Below are 22,569 nucleotides of genomic sequence, written 5' to 3'. Positions count from 1 at the left end.
CCGGGACCGCTACTGCGGGTCGTCGGTGCCGCGGCGGCGCAGGTACTTCTCGAACTCCTTGGCGATGGCGTCGCCGCTCGCCTCGGGGAGGTCGGCGGTGTCCTGCGCCTCCTCGAGCGACTCGACGTACTCGGCGACCTCGCTGTCGGACGCCGCGAGCTCGTCGATCCCGATCTGCCACGCGTGGGCGTCGTCGTCGAGCTCGCCGTGCTCGATGGGCGCGTCGAGGAGCTCCTCGATGCGGCTGACGAGGGCGACGGTGGCCTTGGGCGACGGGCTGTGGCCGGCGTAGTGGGGGACCGCGGCCCAGCACGACACCGAGGGGACGCCCACCTGCGTGGCGGCGTCGGCGAGGACGCCGACGATGCCGGTGGGGCCCTCGTAGGTGCTCATCTCGAGGTCGTGGCGGTGCCGGGTGTCGTCGTTGTCGGAGGTCGCGGTGACGGGGATCGGGCGGCTGTGGGCGACGTCGGCCATGAGGGCGCCGAGGGTGATGACCATCGAGACGTCGGCGGCCTGGGCGAGCTCCATCAGCTCGATGGCGAAGGCCCGCCAGCGGAACGACGGCTCGACGCCCTGGACGAGGACGACGTCGCGCCCGAACGGCGTGTTCGTCGCGACGAGGACCCGGGTGGTGCGCCAGCTGATCCGGCGGCGCCCGTTCTCGAGGACGACGCGCGGCCGGTTCACCTGGAAGTCGTAGTAGTCCTCGGGGTCGAGCGCCGCGACGACCTCGGCGTCGAGGACCTCGGCGAGGTGCTCGATGACGGCGCTCGCGGCCTCACCGGCGTCGTTCCAGCCCTCGAAGGCCGCGATCATCACCGCGTCGTGGAGCTCGGGCAGGTCCTCCAGCTCGATCACCGAGCCTCCTCTCGTCAGGACCCACCCTACGGCTCCCTAGACTGCTCTCCCGTGAGCCTCCCCGCAGCCGTCCTCTGGGACATGGACGGAACCCTCGTCGACACCGAGCCCTACTGGATCGCCGCCGAGCACGAGATCGTCGAGGAGCACGGCGGGACGTGGAGCGACGAGTACGCCCACCAGCTCGTCGGCAACGACCTCATGGTCTCGGCGGTCTTCATCAAGGAGCACGGCGACGTCCCCTGGGAGCCGGAGCGGATCATCGACGAGCTGCTCCTGCGGGTCGTCGCGCGGGTGCGCGAGCACGTGCCGTGGCGGCCGGGCGCCCGAGAGCTCCTCTTCGCGCTGCGGGACGCGGGTGTCGCGAACGCGCTCGTGACGATGTCGTGGCGCAGCCTCGCCGACGCCGTGGTGTCCGCCCTGCCCGAGGGTGCCTTCGACGCCGTCGTCACCGGTGACGAGGTGGCGCACGGCAAGCCGCACCCCGAGCCCTACCGGGCCGCGGCCCGGCTGCTCGGGGTCGAGCCCTCGGACTGCGTCGCCATCGAGGACTCGCCGACCGGGGTGCGTTCGGCCGTGGCCGCCGGGGTGCCCACCATCGCGGTGCCCCACGTCGTCGTCGTGCCCGAACAGGCCGGGGCGGTGCACCTCGACACCCTCGCCGGGGTGACGCCCGAGCTGCTGGCCCAGCACGCCGCCACCGCCCGCGGGACGGCCTGACCTCACTCGTCGTTCGGCTGTGCCTCACCGCTGTTCGCGGGGTCGAGGGCGATCGACGAGGCTCCCTCGGGCAGCGGGGGAGGGGTGCCGCCCCAGGCGGGGCAGAGGTCGCGGAAGTCGCACCAGTCGCACAGTCGCGACGTGCGAGGGCGCCAGTCGCCGGTCTGCGCGGCGCGGACGACGGCCTCCCAGATGGCCCGGACGTTGCGCTCGATGGCGAGCAGGTCGTGCTCGTCGGGGGTGTAGCGGACGACCTCGCTGTTGCCGAGGTACACGAGCTGGAGCTGCCGGGGGACCTCGCCGTGGATGCGCCAGAGGACGAGCGCGTAGAACTTCATCTGGAACAGCGCCTTGGCCTCGAACAGCTCGCTGGGGGACCGGCCCGTCTTGTAGTCGACGACCCGCATCGCGCCGTCGGGGGCGATGTCGAGCCGGTCGACGTAGCCGCGCAGGGTGAGCCCGTCGATCTCGGTCTCGACGTACAGCTCGCGCGCCGCCGGCTCGAGCCGGGTGGGGTCCTCGAGGTCGAACCACTGCTCGACGAGGGTGCGGGCGCCGGAGAACCAGGCCTCCTCGGTGAGCTGCTCGTCGCCGTCGATCATCGTGCCGAGCTCGGGGCGCTCCTCGACCAGGGCCCGCCAGCGCGGCTCGAGCAGGGCCACCGCGGCGGTGGTCGTGCGGTCGGCGGCCGGGAGGTCGAAGAGGTGCTCGAGGACGGCGTGGACGAGGGTCCCCCGCGCGGCAGCCTGCGAAGGCGGACCCTCGAGCTTGTCGATCGTCCGGAACCGGAACAGCAGCGGGCACTGCTTGAAGTCCGCGGCGCGGCTCGGCGACAGGGCAGGGGTCATGGCGACACCGTAGGCGTCCGGGCCGACATCCCCGCGCCGACATCCCCAGGGGCGCTACGGTGCCTGCCATGCGTGCGCTGTCGCTCGTGGGGGTGGGGCTCCTCGTCGTCTTCCTCGACCTGAGGATCGAGGGGTTCGACCTCATCGCCGACCCGGTGGGCTGGGGGCTGGTCGCCGCCGGGGCGTCGCGCCTGCGCGAGCGTCACCCCGCGGGGTTCGACCTCGCGAGGTACGCGGCGGTCGCGGCCGCGGTCACCTCGGCCGTGGAGGCCGTCCTCGTCCTCGGCTCGCCCGGGGCCGGAGCGTGGCTCTCCGTCGTCGTGACCCTCCTGGACCTCGCGGTCGTCGTGGGCCTGTGCACGGCTCTCGCGGCCCTGCTCGACGCCGCGGGCGACCGGAGGTCGGCGTCGGCGCGGCTCATCCGGGCCGGTGACGTCGCCCTCACGGTCGTCATGGCACCGCTGCTCGCCTGGGGAGCCGTCGCCGGCCTCGACGGCTCGATGTCGTCCTACGAGGCAGCGGGCGCCGGGCTGGTCTTCCTCGGGGTCCTCGTCGTCGGGGTGGCCCTGCGGCTCTGGCTCGTCGTCCTGCTGTTCGGGGTGGGCCCGGTCGTCGAGCCGCCCGAGCCGTCGGCCCCGTCTCCCGACCCCGAGGCGGTCACGCCCTGAGGCGTCCCGGGACCGGGCTCAGTCCTCGGGGTGGTAGCCGAGGTTCGGGCCGAGCCACCGCTCGGCCGTCCGCAGGTCCCAGCCCTTGCGCTCGGCGTACGACTCGACCTGGTCGCGCCCGAGGCGGCCCACGACGAAGTACTGGCTCTGCGGGTGGGCGAAGTACCACCCCGACACCGAGGCGCCGGGCCACATCGCCATCGACTCGGTGAGCGTGACGCCGGTGCGCTCCTCGCCGCCGAGGAGGGCCATGAGGGTCTCCTTCTCGGTGTGCTCGGGGCAGGCCGGGTAGCCGGGCGCCGGGCGGATGCCGTCGTACTTCTCGTGGATGAGGCCGTCGACGTCGAGCCGCTCGTCGGGCGCGTAGCCCCACAGCTCGCGGCGGACCTTCTCGTGCAGGCGCTCGGCGAAGGCCTCGGCGAGCCGGTCGGCGAGGGCCTCGAGGAGGATCGCCGAGTAGTCGTCGTTGTCGTCCTTGAAGGCCGTGAGCCGCTCCTCGATGCCGATGCCGGCGGTGACGGAGAACGCCCCGACGTGGTCGCGCAGCCCCGTCTCCTTGGGCGCGACGAAGTCGGAGAGGCACTTGTTGGCGACGCCCTCGCGGTGCTGGCCCTGCTGGCGCAGGCCGTGCAGCGTCGTGAGCACGGTCGTGCGGTCCTCGTCGGCGTAGACCTCGATGTCGTCCCCGACCGACGCGGCGGGGAAGAACCCCGCGACGCCGCGGGCGGTGAGCCACTTCTCGCGCTCGATCCGGTCGAGCATCCGGTTCGCGTCGTCGAGGAGCTTGCGCGCCTCCTCCGCCGTCGCCGGGTTGTTGAGGATGTCGGGGTAGCGTCCCTTCATCTCCCAGGCGAGGAAGAACGGCGTCCAGTCGATGTAGCGGCGCAGCTCACCGAGGGGGAAGTCCTCCCACACCCGGGTGAACTGGGTGGCCGCGCGGTGCCAGTGGTCGTCACGCCTGCCGGACCACTGGTCGCCGGCCTGCTGCGCGAGCAGGTGCGGTCGCATCGGCCGGTACGAGGCCCAGTCGATGACGGGCGCGTTGGCCTTCGCGTCCGCGTACGACGACAGCGGCCGCTCGCCGGTCTTGGCGGCGTGCCGCGCCCGGATGGAGTCGTAGTCCTTGACGATGCCCTCGAGGAAGGACTCGCGGTGCTTCTCGGACATCAGCTGGCTCACGACCGGCACGGACCGCGAGGCGTCCTTGACCCACACGACCGGGTGCTCGTACTGCTGGTCGACCTTGACCGCCGTGTGCGCCCGTGACGTCGTGGCGCCCCCGATCATCAGCGGGATCTCGAAGCCCTGGCGCGCCATCTCGGCGGCCACCCGCACCATCTCGTCCAGGCTCGGCGTGATGAGGCCGGACAGCCCGATGATGTCGGCGTCGACCTCCTTCGCGGTGTCGAGGATCTTCTGCGCCGGCACCATGACGCCGAGGTCGACGACGTCGTAGCCGTTGCACTGGAGGACGACCCCGACGATGTTCTTGCCGATGTCGTGGACGTCGCCCTTGACCGTCGCCATGACGACCAGGCCCTTGCTCTTCTTGCGGGCGGCGGGGTCCTTCTCGGCCTCGATGTACGGGATGAGGTGGGCGACGGCCTTCTTCATGACGCGCGCCGACTTCACGACCTGGGGGAGGAACATCTTGCCGTCGCCGAAGAGGTCGCCGACGACGTTCATCCCGTCCATGAGCGGGCCCTCGATGACCTCGAGCGGGCGTCCGCCGGCCTCGTCGATCTCGACCCGCAGCTCCTCGGTGTCGTCGACGACGTGGTCGTCGATGCCCTTGACCAGCGCGTGGGTGATCCGCTCGCGCACCGGGAGGGAGCGCCACTCCGCGGCCGCGGGGTCCTCCTCGTTCCCGGCCTGGCGGTAGTCCTCGGCGATGGCGAGCAGGCGCTCGGTGGCGTCCTCACGGCGGTTGAGCACGACGTCCTCGATGGCGTCGCGCAGCTCGGTGTCGACGGTGTCGTACACCTGCAGGGCACCGGCGTTGACGATGCCCATGTCCATCCCGGCCTTGATGGCGTGGAAGAGGAACACGGCGTGGATCGCCTCGCGGACGGCGTTGTTGCCGCGGAAGCTGAACGAGACGTTCGAGACGCCGCCGGAGACGAGGACGTGGGGGAGGTTGCCCTTGATCCAGCGGGTGGCCTCGATGAAGTCGGTGCCGTACGCCGCGTGCTCCTCGATGCCCGTGGCCACCGCGAAGATGTTGGGGTCGATGATGATGTCCTGCGGTGGGAAGCCGACCTCGTCGACGAGGATCCGGTAGGCCCGCTCGGTGATGACCTTGCGGCGCTCGAGCGAGTCGGCCTGGCCCTCCTCGTCGAAGGCCATGACGACGACGGCCGCCCCGTACTTGCGGGCGAGACGGGCGTGGTCGCGGAACGCCTCCTCGCCCTCCTTCATCGAGATCGAGTTGATGATCGGCTTGCCCTGGGTGACCTTGAGGCCGGCCTCGATGACCTCCCACTTGGAGGAGTCGATCATCAGCGGCACGCGGCAGATGTCGGGCTCGGTGGCGACGAGCTTGAGGAAGCGGTCCATGGCCGCGACGCCGTCGATCATCCCCTCGTCCATGTTGACGTCGATGACCTGGGCGCCGGCCTCCACCTGCTGGCGGGCCACCCCGAGAGCGGTGTTGTAGTCGTCCTCCTGGATGAGGCGACGGAAGCGGGCCGACCCGGTGATGTTTGTCCGCTCGCCGACGTTGACGAACAGGCTGTCCTCGTCGATGACGACCGGCTCGAGCCCCGAGAGGCGCAGTGCGGTGGGCACCTCGGCCGGTTCCCGTGGGACGCCACCGGAGGCCGCCGCGGCGATGGCGGCGATGTGCTCGGGCGTGGTGCCGCAGCAGCCGCCGACGATGTTGACCAGCCCGGCCGAGGCGAACTCGCCGACGACCCGCGACATCTGGTCGGGCGTCTCGTCGTACTCGCCGAAGGCGTTGGGCAGGCCCGCGTTGGGGTGCGCCGAGACGAAGCAGTCGGCGAGGCGCGACAGCTCGGCGACGTACGGGCGCAGCTCTCCGGCACCGAGGGCGCAGTTGAGCCCGATCGACAGGGGCCGCGCGTGCCGCACCGAGTACCAGAACGCCTCGGTGACCTGGCCCGACAGGGTGCGCCCGGAGGCGTCGGTGATGGTGCCCGAGATCATCACCGGCCAGCGGCGGTCGTGCTCCTCGAAGAGGGTCTCGAGGGCGAAGATCGCGGCCTTGGCGTTGAGGGTGTCGAAGATCGTCTCGACGAGGAGGACGTCGGCGCCGCCGTCGACGAGGCCGCGCGCCTGCTCGGTGTAGGCCTCGACGAGCTCGTCGAAGGTGACGTTGCGCGCGCCGGGGTCGTTGACGTCGGGGGAGATCGAGGCCGTGCGGTTGGTCGGCCCGATCGCGCCGAGGACCCAACGGGGTCGGTCGGGCGTCCTCGCGGTCATCGCGTCGGCCTCGGCCCGGGCGATGGCGGCCGCGGCCACGTTCATCTCGTAGGCGAGGTCCTCCATGCCGTAGTCGGCCAGGGAGATCCGCTGGGCGTTGAAGGTGTTGGTCTCGACGAGGTCGGCCCCGGCCTCGAGGTACGCGCGGTGGATGCCCCCGATGATCTCGGGCTGGGTCATCGACAGGAGGTCGTTGTTCCCCATGACGTCGCTCGGGTGCTCGGCGAAGCGCGCGCCCCGGTAGTCCTCCTCGGACAGCCCGTGTCCCTGGATCATCGTGCCCATGGCCCCGTCGAGGACGAGGACCCGCTCGCGCAGGGCAGCGGTGAGGTCGGCGGTGGCGTCAGGGCGGTGCTGCGGGGTCACGGAGGATCGCTTCGGGTCGGCAGCAGGGGACGGGGGAAGAGTATGCCTGTTGGCTCCCGTAGGGTCCGTGGCATGTCCGACGAGACGCCTCCGGCGGGGGCCTTCCGGCTCGCGCGGGTGGCCGGCGTGCCGGTGTACCTCGACCGGACCTGGCTCGTCCTCGCCGCCTTCATCGCATGGAGCGGCTGGCAGGCGGGCAGCGGCCTCGGCACCGGGACGGCCGTCGCGTACGCGGGCTCGCTCGTCGTCGGGATCCTCGTCGCCGTCCTCGGCCACGAGGTCGCCCACGCCCTGGCGGGCCGCCTCCTCGGCTTCCGCGTGCACCGGATCATGGCGACGCTGTGGGGTGGGCACACGTCCTACGACGGCACCGGCATCACCCCGGGTCGCGCCGCCGGGGTGGCCGTCGCCGGGCCGCTCGCCAACGTCGCCCTCGCGATGCTCGGCTACGCGGCGTACCTGGCCCTGCCGTTCCCCGGCTCGGAGTTCGCCTGGTCCTTCGTCGTCCTCAACGTCCTGCTCGCCGGGTTCAACCTCCTGCCCGGCCTCCCGCTCGACGGGGGCCAGCTCGTCGAGTCCCTCGTGTGGCAGGTGACGGGCCGGCGCGACCGCGGCCTCGTCGTCGCCGGCTGGTGCGGGCGCCTGCTCGCCGTCGGCCTCGTCCTCTGGTTCGTCGCCCGCCCCCTCTTCCTCCGCTTCGGCGACAGCCCCGACATCCTCTCGCTCGTCCTCGGACTCGTCATGGCCTGGATCCTGTGGACCGGCGCCACCGCGGCGATCAACCGGGCGCCGTTCGAGCGCCTGGTGTCGAACGTGCGCCTCGAGGACGTCGTCGAGCCCGCCTCCGTCGTCCCCCTCGCGACGCCGCTCGGCGAGCTGCCCCGCGACGGCCGCCAGGTCCTCGCCCTCGACGACCACGGCCTGCCGACCCTCGTGCTCACGACGCCCGAGGGAGTCACCGACCTGGGCGCCCTCGACCCGCGGACGCCGCTCTCCTCGCTCGTCCTCCGCCTCCCCGACGCGGCAGTCGTCGACGTCGGGCCGCAGCCGACGACCGAGGGCGTCATCCGCGCCCTGGCCCTCAGCCGCCAGCCGCTCGTCGTCCTCACCGACGGCGGAGTGGTCCGCGGCGTCGTCACCGCCCGTCGGGTCAACGCCGTGGCCGAGGGCACCCAGCGGCGCAACTAGACTCCCCGCCCATGACCTCAGCGACGGGCGCCGGGCTCCGGCGCGGGCCCTTCAGCGCCGGTGAGCGCGTGCAGCTCACCGATCCCAAGGGCCGGATGCACACCATCGCGCTCAGCCCCGGCAAGCAGTTCCACACCCACCGCGGCCACCTCGAGCACGACGCCCTCATCGGCGCGCCCGACGGGTCGACGATCACGAACACCGCCGGCGTCGAGTACCTCGCGCTGCGTCCGCTGCTGTCCGACTACGTGATGTCGATGCCGCGCGGCGCCGCCGTCGTCTACCCCAAGGACGCCGGCCAGATCGTCATGATGGCCGACATCTTCCCGGGGGCCGTCGTCGTCGAGGCGGGCGTCGGGTCGGGGGCGCTCTCGATGTCGCTGCTGCGGGCCGTGGGCGAGACCGGCGCGGTGCACTCCTTCGAGCGCCGCGAGGACTTCGCCGACATCGCCCGCGCCAACGCGCGCGACTACTTCGGCACCGACCACCCGTCGTGGACCGTCACCGTCGGCGACCTCGTCGAGGTGCTGCCGACGACGGTGAAGGACGGCACCGTCGACCGGGTCGTCCTCGACATGCTCGCGCCGTGGGAGTGCCTCGACGTCGTGGCCGCGGCGCTCGCCCCCGGCGGCGTCCTCATCTGCTACGTCGCCACCGCGACCCAGCTGTCGAAGGTCGCCGAGGCGATGCGCGACTCCGGCACCTTCACCGAGCCGCAGGCGTGGGAGTCCCTCGTGCGTGGCTGGCACCTCGAGGGCCTCGCCGTGCGCCCGCAGCACCGGATGCACGGCCACACCGGGTTCCTCATCACGACCCGGCGCCTGGCGCCCGGCACGACCCCGCCGCTGCGCAAGCGCCGGCCGGGGCGCGGGTACGTGACCGGCGAGGACGCCCACGAGGAGGACTGGACCCCCGAGGCCATCGGCGAGCGGGTCCCGTCGGAGAAGCGGGTGCGCAAGGTCCGCCGCTCGGTGACCGAGGGCTCCGGCCCCGTGGCCGACGCCGCGGAGCCGTCGCCCGACACCTCCGGCTCGGTGACCGATACCTCGCCCCCCGGCTGACCTCCGCGGGTTATCGTCGAGCATGAGCACCGACGAGCAGCCCCAGGCCGACCAGCCGGGCGCCCGCGAGCGCCTCGAGGCCGAGCGCGAGTCGCTCGAGGCCGAGATCGCCGCGCTCCGCTCGAAGGGCCAGGCCTCCCCGGCCCAGCTGCGGGCGATGGAGCGCGACCTCGCGAACGTCCGCTCGCAGGCCGCGACCCTGTCGGCGCAGAACGAGCGGCTGGTGCGCACCCTGCGCGACGCCCGCGAGCAGATCGTCACGCTCAAGTCCGAGGTCGACCGGCTGGCCCAGCCGCCGGCCGCCTACGGCATCGTCATCGAGACCTTCGAGGACGGCACCGCCGACATCCTCACGAGCGGCCGCAAGATGCACGTGGCGGTCAGCCCGTCCCTCGACCCCGGCGACATGGTGCCCGGTCGCGAGGTCATGCTCAACGAGGCGATGAACGTCGTCGCGGCCCACGGCTTCGAGACCGTCGGCGAGGTCGTCCTGTGCAAGGAGCTCCTCGACGACGGCCGGGTGCTCGTCGTCGCCCAGGCCGACGAGGAGCGGGTCTGCCGGGTGGCGGCCTCCCTCGACGGCCAGAAGATCCGGGCCGGTGACGCCCTCCTGCTCGAGTCGCGCTCCGGCTTCGTCTTCGAGCGGATCCCCAAGGCCGAGGTCGCCGACCTCGTCCTCGAGGAGGTCCCCGACATCGACTACTCCGACATCGGCGGGCTCACCGGCCAGATCGAGGCCATCCGCGACGCCGTCGAGCTGCCCTACCTCCACGCCGACCTCTACGTCGAGCACCAGCTCAAGCCGCCGAAGGGCGTCCTCCTCTACGGCCCGCCCGGCTGCGGCAAGACGATGATCGCCAAGGCGGTCGCCGCGTCGCTGGCCCGCAAGGTCGCCGAGAAGGAGGGCCGCGAGCCCGGGAAGTCGTACTTCCTCAACATCAAGGGCCCCGAGCTGCTCAACAAGTACGTCGGCGAGACCGAGCGGCACATCCGGCTCATCTTCCAGCGGGCCCGCGAGAAGTCGAGCGAGGGCTACCCCGTCGTCGTGTTCTTCGACGAGATGGAGTCGCTGTTCCGCACCCGCGGGTCGGGTGTGTCCAGCGACGTCGAGACCACGATCGTCCCGCAGCTCCTCGCCGAGATCGACGGCGTCGAGGGCCTCGAGAACGTCATCGTCATCGGCGCCTCCAACCGCGAGGACATGATCGACCCCGCGATCCTGCGCCCGGGCCGCCTCGACGTGAAGATCAAGATCGAGCGCCCCGACGCCGAGGCCGCCCGCGACATCTTCGGCAAGTACCTCATCCCCGGCCTCCCGCTGCACCCCGACGACGTCGAGCAGAACGGCGGCTCCGAGGACGCCACCCTCCAGGCGATGACCGACGCCGTCGTGCTGCGGATGTACACCGAGGAGGAGGAGAACCGCTTCCTCGAGGTCACCTACGCCGGGGGCGACAAGGAGATCCTGTACTTCAAGGACTTCAACTCCGGCGCGATGATCCAGAACATCGTCGACCGCGCCAAGAAGATGGCGATCAAGGACCTCCTCGACACCGGCCAGCGCGGCCTGCGCGTCGAGCACCTCCTCCAGTCGTGCACCGACGAGTTCCGCGAGAACGAGGACCTGCCGAACACGACGAACCCCGACGACTGGGCCCGCATCTCCGGCAAGAAGGGGGAGCGGATCGTCTACATCCGCACCCTCATCAAGACCAAGGAGGGCACCGAGCCCGGCAAGTCGATCAACACGGTCGCCAACACCGGCCAGTACCTCTGAGCCGCTGAGCACCCGCCTGCACGCGCTCGAGCTCCTGCCCGACGAGGCGGGGGCGACGGCGGTCCGGCGCTCGTGGGAGGCCCTGCACGAGGCCGGCCTGCCCTCGCAGCTCGACCACCGGGGTGCGACCAACGCGGTCCACGTCACCGTGGTGGCCGCACCGGTCCTGGCCGACGAGGTGGTCGAGGCCGCGTCCCGACGACTGGGCCCCCTGCTCCCGCTGACCGTCCGGGTGTCGGGGCTGCTCCTGCTCGGCGGGTCGCGCGTCACCCTCGCCCGGGCGGTCGACGTCGACGACGACACCCTGCGGGCGGTGCTCGACGTGCGGTCGACGGTGCCCGGTCGCCGGCACCCGGGGTGGCTGCCGCACGTGACCCTGGCCCGCCGGCTGCCCCGCGACCGGGTGCAGGACGCGGTCGACGTCCTCGGGTGGGACGACCCGGGGCTGCGCCTCGTCGAGCTGCGGCGGTGGGACCCCGACGCCGGCGTCGTGACCCGCGTCGCGCCCTCGGGGCCGGTGGCCTGAGCCTCGACCCTCGAACGCCGAGGCTCGACAGGTTTTGCACAGGCGACCACCGCCTGCACAGGATGACCTGATGAAGCTCGGACTGCAGGTCTCCCGGTTCTCCTGGCCCGACGCGCCCGCCTCCATGGGGGCCACGTGGCGCGACGTCGCCCGCAACGCCGAGGGAGCGGGGTTCTCCTCGCTGTGGGTCATGGACCACTTCTTCCAGATCTCGATGGTCGGGCCGCCCGAGATGGACATGCTCGAGGGCTACACGACGCTGGCCCACGCGGCCGCCGTGACCGAGCGGATCGAGCTCGGCACCCTCGTCACGGGCGTGACGTACCGGCATCCCGGCCTGCTGCTCAAGACCGTGACGACGCTCGACGTCCTGTCCGGGGGGCGGGCGTGGCTCGGCATCGGGGCGGCGTGGAACGAGGAGGAGCACCGCGGACTCGGTGTGCCCTACCCGTCGACCCGCGAGCGGTTCGCCCTCCTCGAGGACACGCTGAGGCTCGCGCACCGGATGTTCGCCGACGACGACCGCCCCTTCGAGGGCGACGCCGTGTCGCTGGAGCGCCCGCTCAACCGTCCGCAGCCGGTGCGCCGTCCTCCGATCATGGTCGGGGGCGGCGGGGAGAGGAGGACGCTGCGGCTCGTCGCGCAGTACGCCGACGCGTGCAACCTCTTCGACACCGGGCTCGGCCCCGAGGGCATCCCGCACAAGCTGGACGTGCTGCGTCGGCACTGCGAGGACGTGGGCCGCGAGTACGACGAGATCTCGAAGACGTGCCTCGCCTCGCTGACCCTCGACGCCGGGGCCCCTCTGCCCGAGGGCGTCGTCGGGCACTCGGTGGACGAGGCGGTGGAGCGCCTCGGCCGGCTCGGCGCCGCCGGCATCGACCACGTCATCCTCAGCATGGCCAACATCATCGACCCCAGGGCCCACGACGCGGTCGCCGAGGTCGTCCGCCAGCTCCCCTGATTGCGCGTCCGGTTTCGGGGTGACCCCGAAAACCCTCCCTCCACCCGAGGTTGTTTTCGGGGTGGAGGGAGGGTTTCCGGGGTGAAGCGGCGTCGGCCGGAGCCGGCGGCCACCGCGGCAGCGGTCAGGCCGTCAGGGCCTGCCAGGTGTTCGAGCCGACGATGCCGTCGTCGGGCAGCCCGCGCGAACGCTGGAACGCCCGCACCTGGGCGTCGGTGCCCGAGCCGAAGATGCCGTCGGCCCCGGTCGAGTAGCCCTTGGCGGTCAGGCACTTCTGCACGCCGATGACGGCCTCGCCCTGCGACCCGCTCTGGACATTGACGATGAGCGCCGTCCAGGTGTGCTGCCCCACGATGCCGTCGGCGCTCAGGCCGCGCGAGGACTGGAACGAGCGCACCGCGCCGTCGGTCCCGGACCCGAAGATGCCGTCGGCGCCCACGGAGTAGCCGCGCTGGCGGAGCAGGTGCTGCACGGCGCTCACCCGGAAGCCGGTGTCGCCCTGGCGCACGAGCGTCCAGCCGGAGGGCGGGGTCGGCGTGCCACCGCCACCCCCGAGGGAGGCCGCGAGGGTGGGCAGGCGCGAGTCGCCCGGCGGGACGTTGATCTCGAAGTGCATCTCGTCCTTGCGCGAGGAGTAGTCGCCGCCCCAGCGCACGACGCCGTTGCACCGGGTGAGGATCGTGCGGATGGCCGACACCTGGGCCGAGGAGAAGGTGCCCGCGGCGCCGAGCGGGTGGTCGGGGGCGTTGCAGTCGATGGCGGTGCCGCTCGCGTGGTTCGACAGGCTCGTGCTGCCCGAGATCTCGCGGTAGTTGTGGCCCCAGCAGCCGGGGGAGTACAGCGCCTCGACCGTCGCGTTGAACTGCACGGCGACGTAGCGCAGCACGGTGTAGACGTCACCGGCCCGCACGCCCGAGGGGAACGTGGCCGCACCCACGGCCAGGCTCGAGAGCGGGATCTGGCTCGAGGTCCCCGCCGTCCAGCCGTTCTGTGAGGTCGCCGCCGAGGCGGACTGCGCCCCCGCCGTGATGACGCCGCCGGTCAGCAGGACGCCACCGGCGCCGCGCAGCAGGGCCCGCCGGCCCAGGGGCGACCGGGCTCGGGCGGCGGGGTCGGCGACGGCGCCGAGGGGGGTGGTCAGGTCGTGGTGCTCACACATCGGTACGTGACTCCTGTGGGTCGATGGACGAAAGGTCCCAACCGACTCGACGCTACGGAGGAAAGTCCCGCCCCGCGACCGCACCCACCCCTCCAGCCCCAGCGCCCCGACTCCAGTACGGCAACACGCCGACGGGTGGCCGGACCGGTCGGCGTGTTGCCGTACTGAAGGTGCGAGTGCGCGGGGGTGGGGTCAGGCGGCGAGGGTGGGTGGGGTCAGGCGGGGTCGGGCGGCGAGGGTGGGTGGGGTCAGGCGGGGAGGAGGCGGGCCACGAGGCGCCATCCCAGCAGGAGCACGGCGAGGACGACCGTCGCGACGACGACGAAGGAGGGCGCCGTCCCCTGGGCGGCGACCCGGCGCAGCACCATCCCCACGACGAGCGTGCCGGCCAGCACGACCGCTCCGAACGACAGGGAGCGCGGCCCGGCGTCGATCGTCACCGACGCGAGCAGCCACCCGGCCGCGGTCCCGACGACGAACGGGCCGGCGGTGCGCAGGACCCCCGCGACGTCGAGCCCGTCGGCGTGCGAGCGACGGCCGAGGGCCGCGAACACGACGACGAGGAGCACGTCGAGCAGGCCGGGGACGATCCGGCTCACGGGCGCACCCGGTCGAACAACGAGCTCTGGCGCGGGGGAGCGTGCATCGGGTCGACCCCGTCGAACAGGCTCGACACCGACTCGCCGGCATGGATGCGCTTGATCGCCTCGGCGAACAGCGGCGCCACCGTGCGGACCCGCAGCTGCGGCCAGCCCTCGGGCGCCGGCACGGTGTCGGTCGTCACGACCTCGCTGATCATCGGGTGCGACCGCAGGCGCTCGACCGCCTTGCCCGCGAACAGGCCGTGGGTGCACGCGACCGCGGCCTCGGTGACCCCGAACTCGGCGAGCCGGTCGAGGAGCTCGACGATGCTGCCGCCCGTCGCGATCTCGTCGTCGAGGACGATGGCGCGCTTGCCGCGCACGTCGCCGACGATCGAGTCGATGACGACGCTGTCGTCGCCGAGCCGCTTCTTCGAGCCCGCCGCCACCGGCAGCCCGAGGAGGCGCGAGAACTGGGTCGCGTCCTTGGCGTTGCCGAGGTCGGGGGAGACGACGACGCCGTCGGTGAGGTCCTGCTCACGGAAGTGGTCGGCGAGGACACCGAGCGCCGTGAGGTGGTCGACGGGCACCGAGAAGAAGCCGTGGACCTGGGGCGCGTGGAGGTTCATCGTCATGACCCGGTCGGCGCCCGCGGTGGCGATGAGGTCGGCGACGAGACGCCCCCCGAGCGAGATCCGGGAGGCGTCCTTCTTGTCCGAGCGCGCGTAGGCGTAGTGCGGGATGACGGCCGTGACCATGCCGGCCGACGCCCCCCGCGCCGCGTCGACCATGAGGAGCAGCTCCATGAGCGAGTCCTGCGTCGGCGGGACGAGCGGCTGGACGATGTAGACGTCGCGCTGCCGGCAGTTCGCGAGCAGCTGCGCCTGGAGGCAGTCGTTGCTGAACCGGGTGACGACCGACTCCGACAGCGGCACGTCGAGCTCGTCGCAGATGGCGTGGGCGAGACGTCGGTGGGCCGAGCCGGAGAAGACGACGACCTCGCGCATGGCCGCAGCCTAACTGCCGGTCAACGGGCCGAGAGGGCGGCGGAGAGCTCGGTCACGAGCTCCCAGCGCTGCTGGCGGGCCTGGAGTCCCGCGGCGCCCGGCATCGAGGCGAAGCCGTGCGGCATCCTCAGGTAGTTCGTGAGCCGGGCGGGGGTGCCGGCGGCCTGCAGGGCGGCGGCGTAGCGGATGCCGTCGTCGCGGACGGGGTCGACGTCGGCCACCTGGACCAGTGCCGGCGGCAGTCCCTCGAGGGAGCCGAAGAGGGGCGAGAGGAGCGGGTCGCGCAGGTCGTGTCCCGGGGCGACGTAGTGGTCACGGAACGCGTTCATGCCCCGCTTGTCGAGGATGGGGGCGTTGCCGTGCTCGCGCACCGACGGCGAGGACATCGTGAGGTCGGTCGCCGGGTAGAGCAGGGCCTGGTGGCGCAGCGCCGTGATGCCGTGGTCGCGCAGGACCTGGGCGACGACGGCGGCGAGGTTGCCCCCGGCGGAGTCGCCCGCCACGGCCATCCGGGACGTGTCGGCCCGCAGGACGTCGCCGTTGACCTGCACCCAGGTCGTGGCGTCGACGCAGTCGTGCGCGGCGGTCGGGGCGCGGTGCTCGGGCGCCATCCGGTAGTCGACCGAGACGACGACGCAGCCGACCTCGCGGGCGATGAGCGTGCACAGCCCGTCGTAGTCCACGACGTTGCCGAGGACCCAGCCCCCGCCGTGGAACCACATGACGACGGGGACGTCGTCGCGGGCGTCGGGGAGCGAGCGCGGACGGTAGATCCGCAGGGGGATCTCGTGGTCGTCACGGGCCGGCGCCGTGCCGTAGGTGATGCCGACCGACCGGTCGGGCCGCCCGACGACCCACCCGACGACGCCGGTGGTCGGGCGCACCGACGCCCTCGCCCGGTGGATGCCGTCGATGTCGAGCGCGTGGACCGGCGGGCGGATCCGGTCGGCGACGACGCTGACGGCGGCCGTCAGGGCGGACAGGCGGCGGTAGGTGCGCACGCGGTCAGTATCGTCGAGGCATGACCGTGCGCCGCGTGATGGGGATCGAGACCGAGTACGGGATCGTCATCCCCGGCGACCCCGGCGCCAACCCGATGGTCGCCTCCGGTGACGTCGTCACCGCCTACGCCGCCTCCCGCGGCATCCGGCCCGCCCGCGCGAGCTGGGACTACGCCGACGAGGCCCCCCTGCGCGACGCCCGCGGCTTCGACATGGGCCGGGGGATGGCGCACCCGAGCCAGCTGACCGACGTCGAGGACCCCACCCTGGCCAACGTCGTCCTCACCAACGGGGCCCGCCTGTACGTCGACCACGCCCACCCCGAGTACAGCTCGCCGGAGGTGACCAACCCGCGCGACGCCGTCGTCTGGGACCGGGCCGGCGAGCTCGTGATGCGCGAGGCCGTGGCCCGCCTCGCGACCGTCCCCCCGGGCGTCAACCTCTACAAGAACAACGCCGACGGCAAGGGCGTCTCCTACGGCACGCACGAGAACTACCTCATGGCGCGCTCGACGCCGTTCGCGAACATCGTCAAGCACCTCACCCCGTTCTTCGTCGTCCGCCAGGTGATGTGCGGCTCGGGCCGCGTCGGCATCGGCGTCGACTCGCGCACCCCCGGGTACCAGATCGCCCAGCGCAGCGACTTCTTCGAGGTCGAGGTCGGCCTGGAGACGACCCTGAAGCGCCCGATCATCAACACCCGCGACGAGCCGCACGCGGTGGCCGACCGCTACCGCCGCCTCCACGTCATCCTCGGCGACGCCAACCACTGCGACGTCGCCAACCTGCTGAAGATGGGCTCGACCTCGCTCGTCCTCGGGATGATCGAGGCCGACGTCCTCAAGGACGACCTGTCGGTGCGTCGCCCCGTCGCCACGCTCCACGACGTCTCGCACGACCTCACCCTCCAGGCCAAGCTCGAGCTCGTCGACGGCCGGCGGATGACGGCCCTCGAGCTGCTGACCGAGTACTTCGACCGCGCCCACGCCTGGGCCCACGCCGTGGCCGACGGCGCTCCCGACGCCGACACCGTCGAGGTCCTCCACTGGTGGGGGACCGTCCTCGACACGCTGACCCGCGACCCGATGGACGCGCGCCGCCTTGTCGACTGGGTCGCCAAGCTGGCCGTCCTCGAGGGCTACCGCGAGCGCGACTCCCTCGGGTGGGGCGACCCGCGGCTCAAGGCCGTCGACCTCCAGTGGTCCGACGTGCGCGCCGACCGTGGCCTGGCCCACCGGCTCGCGGCCACCGGCCGGGTCGAGGTCCTCGTCGACGAGGCCGACGTGCGCCACGCGGTCGACCACGCGCCCACCGACACGCGCGCGTGGTTCCGCGGCGAGTGCCTGCGCCGGTTCGCCGACGACGTCGTCGCGGCCTCCTGGGACTCGGTCATCTTCGACGTCGCCGGCCAGCGGACCCTCCAGCGGGTGCCGATGCTCGAGCCCCTCAAGGGCACCGAGGCCGGGATCGGCGACCTCGTCCGGGGCGCCCCCGACGCCGCCTCGCTGCTGCGCGCCCTGGCCGCCGCCGGGTCCGAGGACCCGCGGCGCGACGCCTCCGAGGTCTGAGGGCTCGTCCCGGTCCGTGGGCCACGCCGGGCCCCTCGGACCGGCCGGGGCGCTGTCGGACTAGGCTCGGAGGCAGTCGAACCCACCAAGGAGGGCTCAGCATGGCCGGTCAGGAGCAGGTGAGGCCGCAGCGCCGCGACGACGGCGGTCCCGAGGACGCCCCCGAGCCCGCAGCCGCGGCCCCCCAGGTGCAGGCGAGCGAGATCGACGACATCCTCGACGAGATCGACGGCGTCCTCGAGTCCAACGCCGAGGAGTTCGTCCGCGGGTTCGTCCAGAAGGGCGGCCAGTGACCCCCGGAGCCGACGGCGGACGCCTGCCCGCGGCCTACCTCGTCCCGGGGTCGTCCTCCTTCACCGAGTTCCTCGCCGCCCAGGCGCCGACGATGCTGCCCTCGGGCCGCTCGCTGCCCCCGGGTGCCGCGCTCGACGCGCCCCACGGGACGACGATCGTCACCCTCACGTGGGACGGCGGTGTCGTCATGGCCGGCGACCGTCGCGCGACGATGGGCAACCTCATCGCCAACCGCGACATGGAGAAGGTCTTCGCCACCGACGAGTACAGCCTCGTCGGGATCGCGGGGACGGCCGGGCTCGCCATCGAGCTGGTCCGCCTCTTCCAGGTCGAGCTCGAGCACTACGAGAAGATCGAGGGCACGCTGATGTCCCTCGAGGGCAAGGCCAACCGGCTCGCCTCGATGATCCGCGGCAACCTCGGGATGGCCATGCAGGGGCTGTCGGTCGTGCCGCTCTTCGCCGGGTTCGACGTCGAGGACGGTCGCGGCCGGATCTTCTCCTACGACGTCACGGGCGGGTGCTACGAGGAGCACGACCACCACAGCGTCGGCTCCGGCTCGCTCTTCGCGCGCGGCGCCCTCAAGAAGCTCTACCGGCGCGGCGGCACGGCCGACGACGCGGTCCGGATCGCCGTCGAGGCGCTCTACGACGCGGCCGACGACGACTCCGCCACCGGCGGGCCCGACCTCGGCCGGCGGATCTGGCCCACGGTCGGCATCGTCGACGAGTCGGGGGCCCGCTTCCTGCCCGACGAGGACCTCCAGCCCGTCGTCGAGGCCATCGTCGCCGCGCGCGCCGACAACCCGGGAGGTGCCCGATGAGCGCGGGGATGCCCTTCTACGTCTCGCCCGAGCAGCTGATGAAGGACCGGGCCGACTTCGCGCGCAAGGGCATCGCCCGTGGCCGCTCGGTCGTCGTCCTCGCCTACGACAACGGGATCCTCTTCGTCGCCGAGAACCCCAGCCGCGCGCTGCACAAGGTCTCCGAGATCTACGACCGGATCGCCTTCGCCGCCGTCGGCAAGTACAACGAGTTCGAGAACCTTCGGGTCGCCGGGGTCCGCTACGCCGACCTGCGCGGCTACTCCTACGACCGCTCCGACGTCACCGCCCGGGGCCTGGCCAACGCCTACGCCCAGACCCTCGGGACCGTGTTCACCCAGGAGTCCAAGCCCTACGAGGTCGAGATCGTCGTCGCCGAGGTCGGCTCCACCCCCGCGAGCGACCAGGTCTACCGGCTCACCTACGACGGCTCGGTCGCCGACGAGCACGGCTTCGTCGCGATGGGCGGCGGGGCCGAGCAGATCGAGGAGGGCCTCACCGATCGCTGGCAGGAGGGCCTGCACCTCTCGGAGGCGCTGGCCCTGGCCGTCGAGCTCCTCGGCACCGACCCGGCCGGCGGACCGGCCCGCGAGCTGGCCCCCGAGCAGCTCGAGGTCGCCGTCCTCGACCGGCACCGGCCGCGGCGCACCTTCCGCCGCATCACGGGTGGCCTGCTCGAGCGCCTGCTCAGCTCCGAGGACCCCACCCGCGACGCCCCGCCCGCCGACGACGTCGGCGACTCCGCCCGCGACTCGACGACGAACCCGCAGACCCAGCGGCCCGAGCAGGACGGTCACCAGGCGTGAACACCCCCGGGGGGCGCCGGATCTTCGGGATCGAGAACGAGTACGGCATCACGTGCTCCACCGGTGGCCAGCGCACGCTCACCCCCGACGAGGTCGCCCGGTACCTGTTCCGCAAGGTCGTCGCCTGGGGCCGCTCGAGCAACGTCTTCCTCACCAACGGCTCGCGCCTCTACCTCGACGTCGGCAGCCACCCCGAGTACGCGACCGCCGAGTGCGACTCGGTGCGCCAGGTCGTCGCGCACGACCGGGCGGGGGAGCGGATCATCGAGGGGCTCGTCGTCGACGCCCAGCAGCGGCTGCGCGAGGACGGCGTCGCCGGGGACATCTACGTCTTCAAGAACAACACCGACTCGGCCGGCAACTCCTACGGCTGCCACGAGAACTACCTCGTCACCCGGGCGGGGGAGTTCCAGACGATCTCCGACACGTTGCTGCCGTTCCTCATCAGCCGCCAGATCACCTGCGGCGCAGGCAAGCTCGTGGCGACGTCGAAGGGCGCGACGTACGCCGTCAGCCAGCGGGCCGACCACATCTGGGAGGGCGTCTCGTCGGCGACGACCCGCAGCCGCCCCATCATCAACACCCGCGACGAGCCGCACGCCGACGCCGAGCACTACCGACGGCTGCACGTCATCGTCGGGGACTCGAACATGAGCGAGACGACGACGATGCTCAAGGTCGGCTCGTGCGACCTCGTGCTGCGGATGATCGAGGCCGGCGTCGTCATGCGCGACCTCACCCTCGAGAACCCGATCCGGGCCATCCGCGAGATCTCCCACGACCTCACCGGGCGGCGCACCGTCCGGCTCGCCAACGGTCGCCAGCTGAGCGCCCTCGACCTCCAGCGCGAGTACCTGACCAAGGCCGTGGAGTTCGTCGCCCGCGAGGGCACGAGCGACCCGCTCCACCACCGTGTCCTCGACCTGTGGGACCGCACCCTCACCGCCGTCGAGACCGGGGACCTCGCCTCGGTGGGGACCGAGATCGACTGGGTCATCAAGTACCGGCTCATCGAGGACTACGCCACCCGGCACGGGCTCGACCTCGACCACCCACGGCTGGCCCAGATCGACCTCGCGTACCACGACATCGACCGCGGCCGGGGGTTGTTCTACCTCCTCCAGCGCCGGGGGAGGGTCGCCCGGGTCGTCTCCGACGCCGAGGTCTTCCGGGCCAAGGTGCGCCCTCCCGACACCACCCGCGCCAAGCTCCGCGGGGACTTCATCCGGGCCGCCCAGCAGCACCGGCGCGACTTCACCGTCGACTGGGTCCACCTCAAGCTCAACGACCAGGCTCAGCGGACGGTCCTGTGCAAGGACCCGTTCCTCGCCTCCGACCCCCGCGTCGACCGCCTCATCGAGGGCATGTCGGTCTGAGCAGCGCCGTCCGCGTGCGCTGACTCGGGGCCTGGGGACCCTCGACGTCCAGCCTGCTCACAGCACGCGATGCGGGTTCTCCCGGACTCCGCCGTTATCGTGGATGGCTGTTGTCCGCTGCCCGGCAGCCCCCCCGACCGAAGGTTCGCACTCGTGCCCCGACGTTTCCCCGCCCTCCTCTCCGCCTCCGTCCTCGCCGGCGTCCTGGTCCTCACCGGCTGCGGTGAGGAGTCCGCGAGCGGGGGCTCCGCCTCTCTCGCCGCCGTCACCGTGACCGGTTCGGACCCCGCGAAGGCGCCGACCGTGGCGGTCGACGGGCCCCTCAAGGTCACCCGCACCGAGTCCAAGGTCGTCAGCGACGGCGACGGCGCCGCGGTGGCCGAGGACGACCTCGTGTCGGTCCAGGCGATGATCGTCAACGGCCGCGACGGCAAGGTCGCCCACAGCACGTGGGACAGCGGCGCGGTCGGCCTGAACCTCGGCGACGCCGCCCTCTTCGCCTCCTTCAAGAGCCAGCTCCCGGGGAAGAAGATCGGCAGCCGCGTCCTCATCGCCTCGACGCCCAAGGACGCCTTCGGCGACCAGGGCAACCCCCAGCTGAGCATCAACGCCGAGGACCCCGTCGTCTTCGTCGTCGACCTCGTCTCCGCCACCAAGGTCCTGGCTGAGGCGAAGGGCACCGCCGTCGCGCCGAAGAAGGACCTCCCGACGGTGACGATGAACGAGGGCAAGCCGGCCACGATCACCGTGCCCAAGGGCGTCAAGGCCCCGACGAAGACCGTCGTCCAGCCGCTCATCGAGGGCGACGGCGCGGCGGTCGAGGACGGCCAGACCGTCCGCGTGGCCTACACCGGCGCGCTCTACCGCAACGGCGAGGTCTTCGACTCCAGCGCGAGCCGTCCCGAGCAGCCGTACTTCGAGTTCCAGCTCGGTCAGGGTGGCGTCATCAAGGGGTGGGACACCGGTCTCAAGGGCCAGAAGATCGGCAGCCGCGTGCTGCTCGTCATCCCGCCGGCCGACGGCTACGGCGCCGCCGGCTCGGGCGAGAAGATCAAGGGCACCGACACCCTCGTCTTCGTCGTCGACGTCCTCGCCGCGTACTGAGCGGCCCTTCTTCCGAGCAGCACCCATCGACGAAAGGTCCGACGTGAGCACCGAGCCCACCCGCCCCGAGATCGACTTCCCCGGCGACGCCCCGCCGGCCGACCTCCTCATCGAGGACGTCACCGTCGGTGACGGCGCCGAGGCCACCTCCGGCAGCACGGTGTCGGCGCACTACGTGGGCGTCGCCCACTCGACCGGCGAGGAGTTCGACGCCTCGTGGAACCGTGGCGCCCCGCTGGAGTTCCGCCTCGGTGTCGGCATGGTCATCGCCGGCTGGGACCGCGGCATCGAGGGCATGAAGGTCGGCGGACGTCGCAAGCTGACGATCCCGCCGCACCTCGGCTACGGCGACCGCGGCGCCGGCGGCGCCATCAAGGGCGGCGAGACGCTGATCTTCGTCGTCGACCTCGTGGACGTGCGCTGAGCACGG

Annotated in this window: 21 protein-coding genes; 14 read left to right on the top strand and 7 right to left on the bottom strand. The window is 72.3% G+C overall.

Features of this window, described 5'->3' with window-relative positions:
* Window positions 1-9: 9 nt before the first annotated feature.
* Window positions 10-861 carry a PAC2 family protein gene (locus tag ACFWN3_RS01150; RefSeq protein WP_377642609.1) on the bottom strand — a complete coding sequence of 284 codons (852 nt, stop codon included), beginning with the start codon at window positions 859-861 and terminating at the stop codon, window positions 10-12.
* Between the two features lie 51 nt (window positions 862-912).
* Here ACFWN3_RS01150 and ACFWN3_RS01145 point away from each other — a divergent pair, with 51 nt between their 5' ends.
* Window positions 913-1,581, top strand: a complete 669-nt coding sequence (locus tag ACFWN3_RS01145; RefSeq protein WP_377642607.1) for an HAD family hydrolase — start codon at window positions 913-915, stop codon at window positions 1,579-1,581.
* 2 nt (window positions 1,582-1,583) lie between these two features.
* Here the strand turns inward: ACFWN3_RS01145 and ACFWN3_RS01140 are convergent, their stop codons facing one another.
* On the bottom strand, window positions 1,584-2,429 hold the full coding sequence (locus tag ACFWN3_RS01140; protein ID WP_377642605.1) for a RecB family exonuclease: 846 nt from the start codon (window positions 2,427-2,429) through the stop codon (window positions 1,584-1,586).
* Window positions 2,430-2,497: 68 nt separating this feature from the next.
* Between ACFWN3_RS01140 and ACFWN3_RS01135 the strand changes: the two genes are divergently transcribed.
* Entirely contained in the window at window positions 2,498-3,097 is a 600-nt protein-coding gene (locus tag ACFWN3_RS01135) for a hypothetical protein (protein WP_377642603.1), read from the top strand.
* Window positions 3,098-3,115: 18 nt separating this feature from the next.
* Here the strand turns inward: ACFWN3_RS01135 and metH are convergent, their stop codons facing one another.
* Window positions 3,116-6,904: a methionine synthase gene (gene metH / locus ACFWN3_RS01130; protein WP_377642601.1), complete on the bottom strand. Its 3,789-nt coding sequence runs from the start codon at window positions 6,902-6,904 to the stop codon at window positions 3,116-3,118.
* Window positions 6,905-6,976: 72 nt separating this feature from the next.
* Between metH and ACFWN3_RS01125 the strand changes: the two genes are divergently transcribed.
* The 5 genes from ACFWN3_RS01125 to ACFWN3_RS01105 all read left to right on the top strand — a co-directional run bounded on the left by ACFWN3_RS01125 (window position 6,977) and on the right by ACFWN3_RS01105 (window position 12,420).
* A complete protein-coding gene (locus ACFWN3_RS01125) occupies window positions 6,977-8,092 on the top strand; it encodes a site-2 protease family protein (protein ID WP_377642599.1) in 1,116 nt (371 codons plus the stop codon).
* 11 nt (window positions 8,093-8,103) lie between these two features.
* Window positions 8,104-9,153, top strand: a complete 1,050-nt coding sequence (locus ACFWN3_RS01120) for a tRNA (adenine-N1)-methyltransferase (RefSeq protein ID WP_377642597.1) — start codon at window positions 8,104-8,106, stop codon at window positions 9,151-9,153.
* A gap of 22 nt (window positions 9,154-9,175) precedes the next feature.
* Entirely contained in the window at window positions 9,176-10,930 is a 1,755-nt protein-coding gene (arc, locus tag ACFWN3_RS01115) for a proteasome ATPase (protein ID WP_377642595.1), read from the top strand.
* Between the two features lie 151 nt (window positions 10,931-11,081).
* Window positions 11,082-11,456: a hypothetical protein gene (locus ACFWN3_RS01110; RefSeq protein ID WP_377642593.1), complete on the top strand. Its 375-nt coding sequence runs from the start codon at window positions 11,082-11,084 to the stop codon at window positions 11,454-11,456.
* Window positions 11,457-11,526: 70 nt separating this feature from the next.
* The gene (locus tag ACFWN3_RS01105; protein ID WP_377642591.1) at window positions 11,527-12,420 is read left to right on the top strand and encodes an LLM class F420-dependent oxidoreductase; all 894 of its coding nucleotides are present in this window, start codon (window positions 11,527-11,529) and stop codon (window positions 12,418-12,420) included.
* Between the two features lie 124 nt (window positions 12,421-12,544).
* Here ACFWN3_RS01105 and ACFWN3_RS01100 read toward each other — a convergent pair whose 3' ends face one another.
* The 4 genes from ACFWN3_RS01100 to ACFWN3_RS01085 form a co-directional block, all read right to left on the bottom strand.
* Window positions 12,545-13,579 carry a peptidoglycan-binding protein gene (locus tag ACFWN3_RS01100; protein ID WP_377642589.1) on the bottom strand — a complete coding sequence of 345 codons (1,035 nt, stop codon included), beginning with the start codon at window positions 13,577-13,579 and terminating at the stop codon, window positions 12,545-12,547.
* 248 nt (window positions 13,580-13,827) lie between these two features.
* Window positions 13,828-14,178 (bottom strand): DUF3054 domain-containing protein, encoded by a 351-nt coding sequence (locus tag ACFWN3_RS01095; protein ID WP_377642588.1) that lies wholly within the window; start codon window positions 14,176-14,178, stop codon window positions 13,828-13,830.
* Window positions 14,175-15,167, bottom strand: coding sequence for a ribose-phosphate diphosphokinase (locus ACFWN3_RS01090; RefSeq protein ID WP_377642586.1), 993 nt, complete (start codon window positions 15,165-15,167; stop codon window positions 14,175-14,177). Before ACFWN3_RS01090 ends, ACFWN3_RS01095 begins: the two co-directional genes overlap by 4 nt.
* Window positions 15,168-15,187: 20 nt before the next feature.
* Entirely contained in the window at window positions 15,188-16,168 is a 981-nt protein-coding gene (locus ACFWN3_RS01085) for an alpha/beta hydrolase (protein WP_377642584.1), read from the bottom strand.
* 20 nt (window positions 16,169-16,188) lie between these two features.
* On the opposite strand from ACFWN3_RS01085, the gene dop reads away from it, so the two are divergent.
* The 7 genes from dop to ACFWN3_RS01050 all read left to right on the top strand — a co-directional run bounded on the left by dop (window position 16,189) and on the right by ACFWN3_RS01050 (window position 22,563).
* Entirely contained in the window at window positions 16,189-17,736 is a 1,548-nt protein-coding gene (gene dop, locus ACFWN3_RS01080; RefSeq protein ID WP_377642582.1) for a depupylase/deamidase Dop, read from the top strand.
* Window positions 17,737-17,837: 101 nt separating this feature from the next.
* Window positions 17,838-18,029: a ubiquitin-like protein Pup gene (locus ACFWN3_RS01075; protein WP_377642579.1), complete on the top strand. Its 192-nt coding sequence runs from the start codon at window positions 17,838-17,840 to the stop codon at window positions 18,027-18,029.
* Window positions 18,026-18,853 carry a proteasome subunit beta gene (gene prcB, locus ACFWN3_RS01070; RefSeq protein ID WP_377642577.1) on the top strand — a complete coding sequence of 276 codons (828 nt, stop codon included), beginning with the start codon at window positions 18,026-18,028 and terminating at the stop codon, window positions 18,851-18,853. The genes ACFWN3_RS01075 and prcB overlap by 4 nt, the downstream gene beginning before the upstream one ends.
* Window positions 18,854-18,861: 8 nt before the next feature.
* Window positions 18,862-19,659 (top strand): proteasome subunit alpha, encoded by a 798-nt coding sequence (prcA, locus tag ACFWN3_RS01065; protein ID WP_377642576.1) that lies wholly within the window; start codon window positions 18,862-18,864, stop codon window positions 19,657-19,659.
* Window positions 19,656-21,035: a Pup--protein ligase gene (gene pafA / locus ACFWN3_RS01060; RefSeq protein WP_377642574.1), complete on the top strand. Its 1,380-nt coding sequence runs from the start codon at window positions 19,656-19,658 to the stop codon at window positions 21,033-21,035. Before prcA ends, pafA begins: the two co-directional genes overlap by 4 nt.
* A gap of 153 nt (window positions 21,036-21,188) precedes the next feature.
* Window positions 21,189-22,139, top strand: coding sequence for an FKBP-type peptidyl-prolyl cis-trans isomerase (locus tag ACFWN3_RS01055; RefSeq protein ID WP_377642572.1), 951 nt, complete (start codon window positions 21,189-21,191; stop codon window positions 22,137-22,139).
* A gap of 43 nt (window positions 22,140-22,182) precedes the next feature.
* Window positions 22,183-22,563, top strand: coding sequence for an FKBP-type peptidyl-prolyl cis-trans isomerase (locus ACFWN3_RS01050; RefSeq protein ID WP_377642570.1), 381 nt, complete (start codon window positions 22,183-22,185; stop codon window positions 22,561-22,563).
* The last annotated feature ends 6 nt before the right edge of the window (window positions 22,564-22,569 follow it).

The sequence above is a fragment of the Oryzobacter terrae genome (genome assembly GCF_042756445.1).
Classification (GTDB): domain Bacteria; phylum Actinomycetota; class Actinomycetes; order Actinomycetales; family Dermatophilaceae; genus Oryzobacter; species Oryzobacter terrae.
Note: the sequence above shows the minus strand (reverse complement) of the source record. Positions and strands in the feature narration are given on the sequence as shown.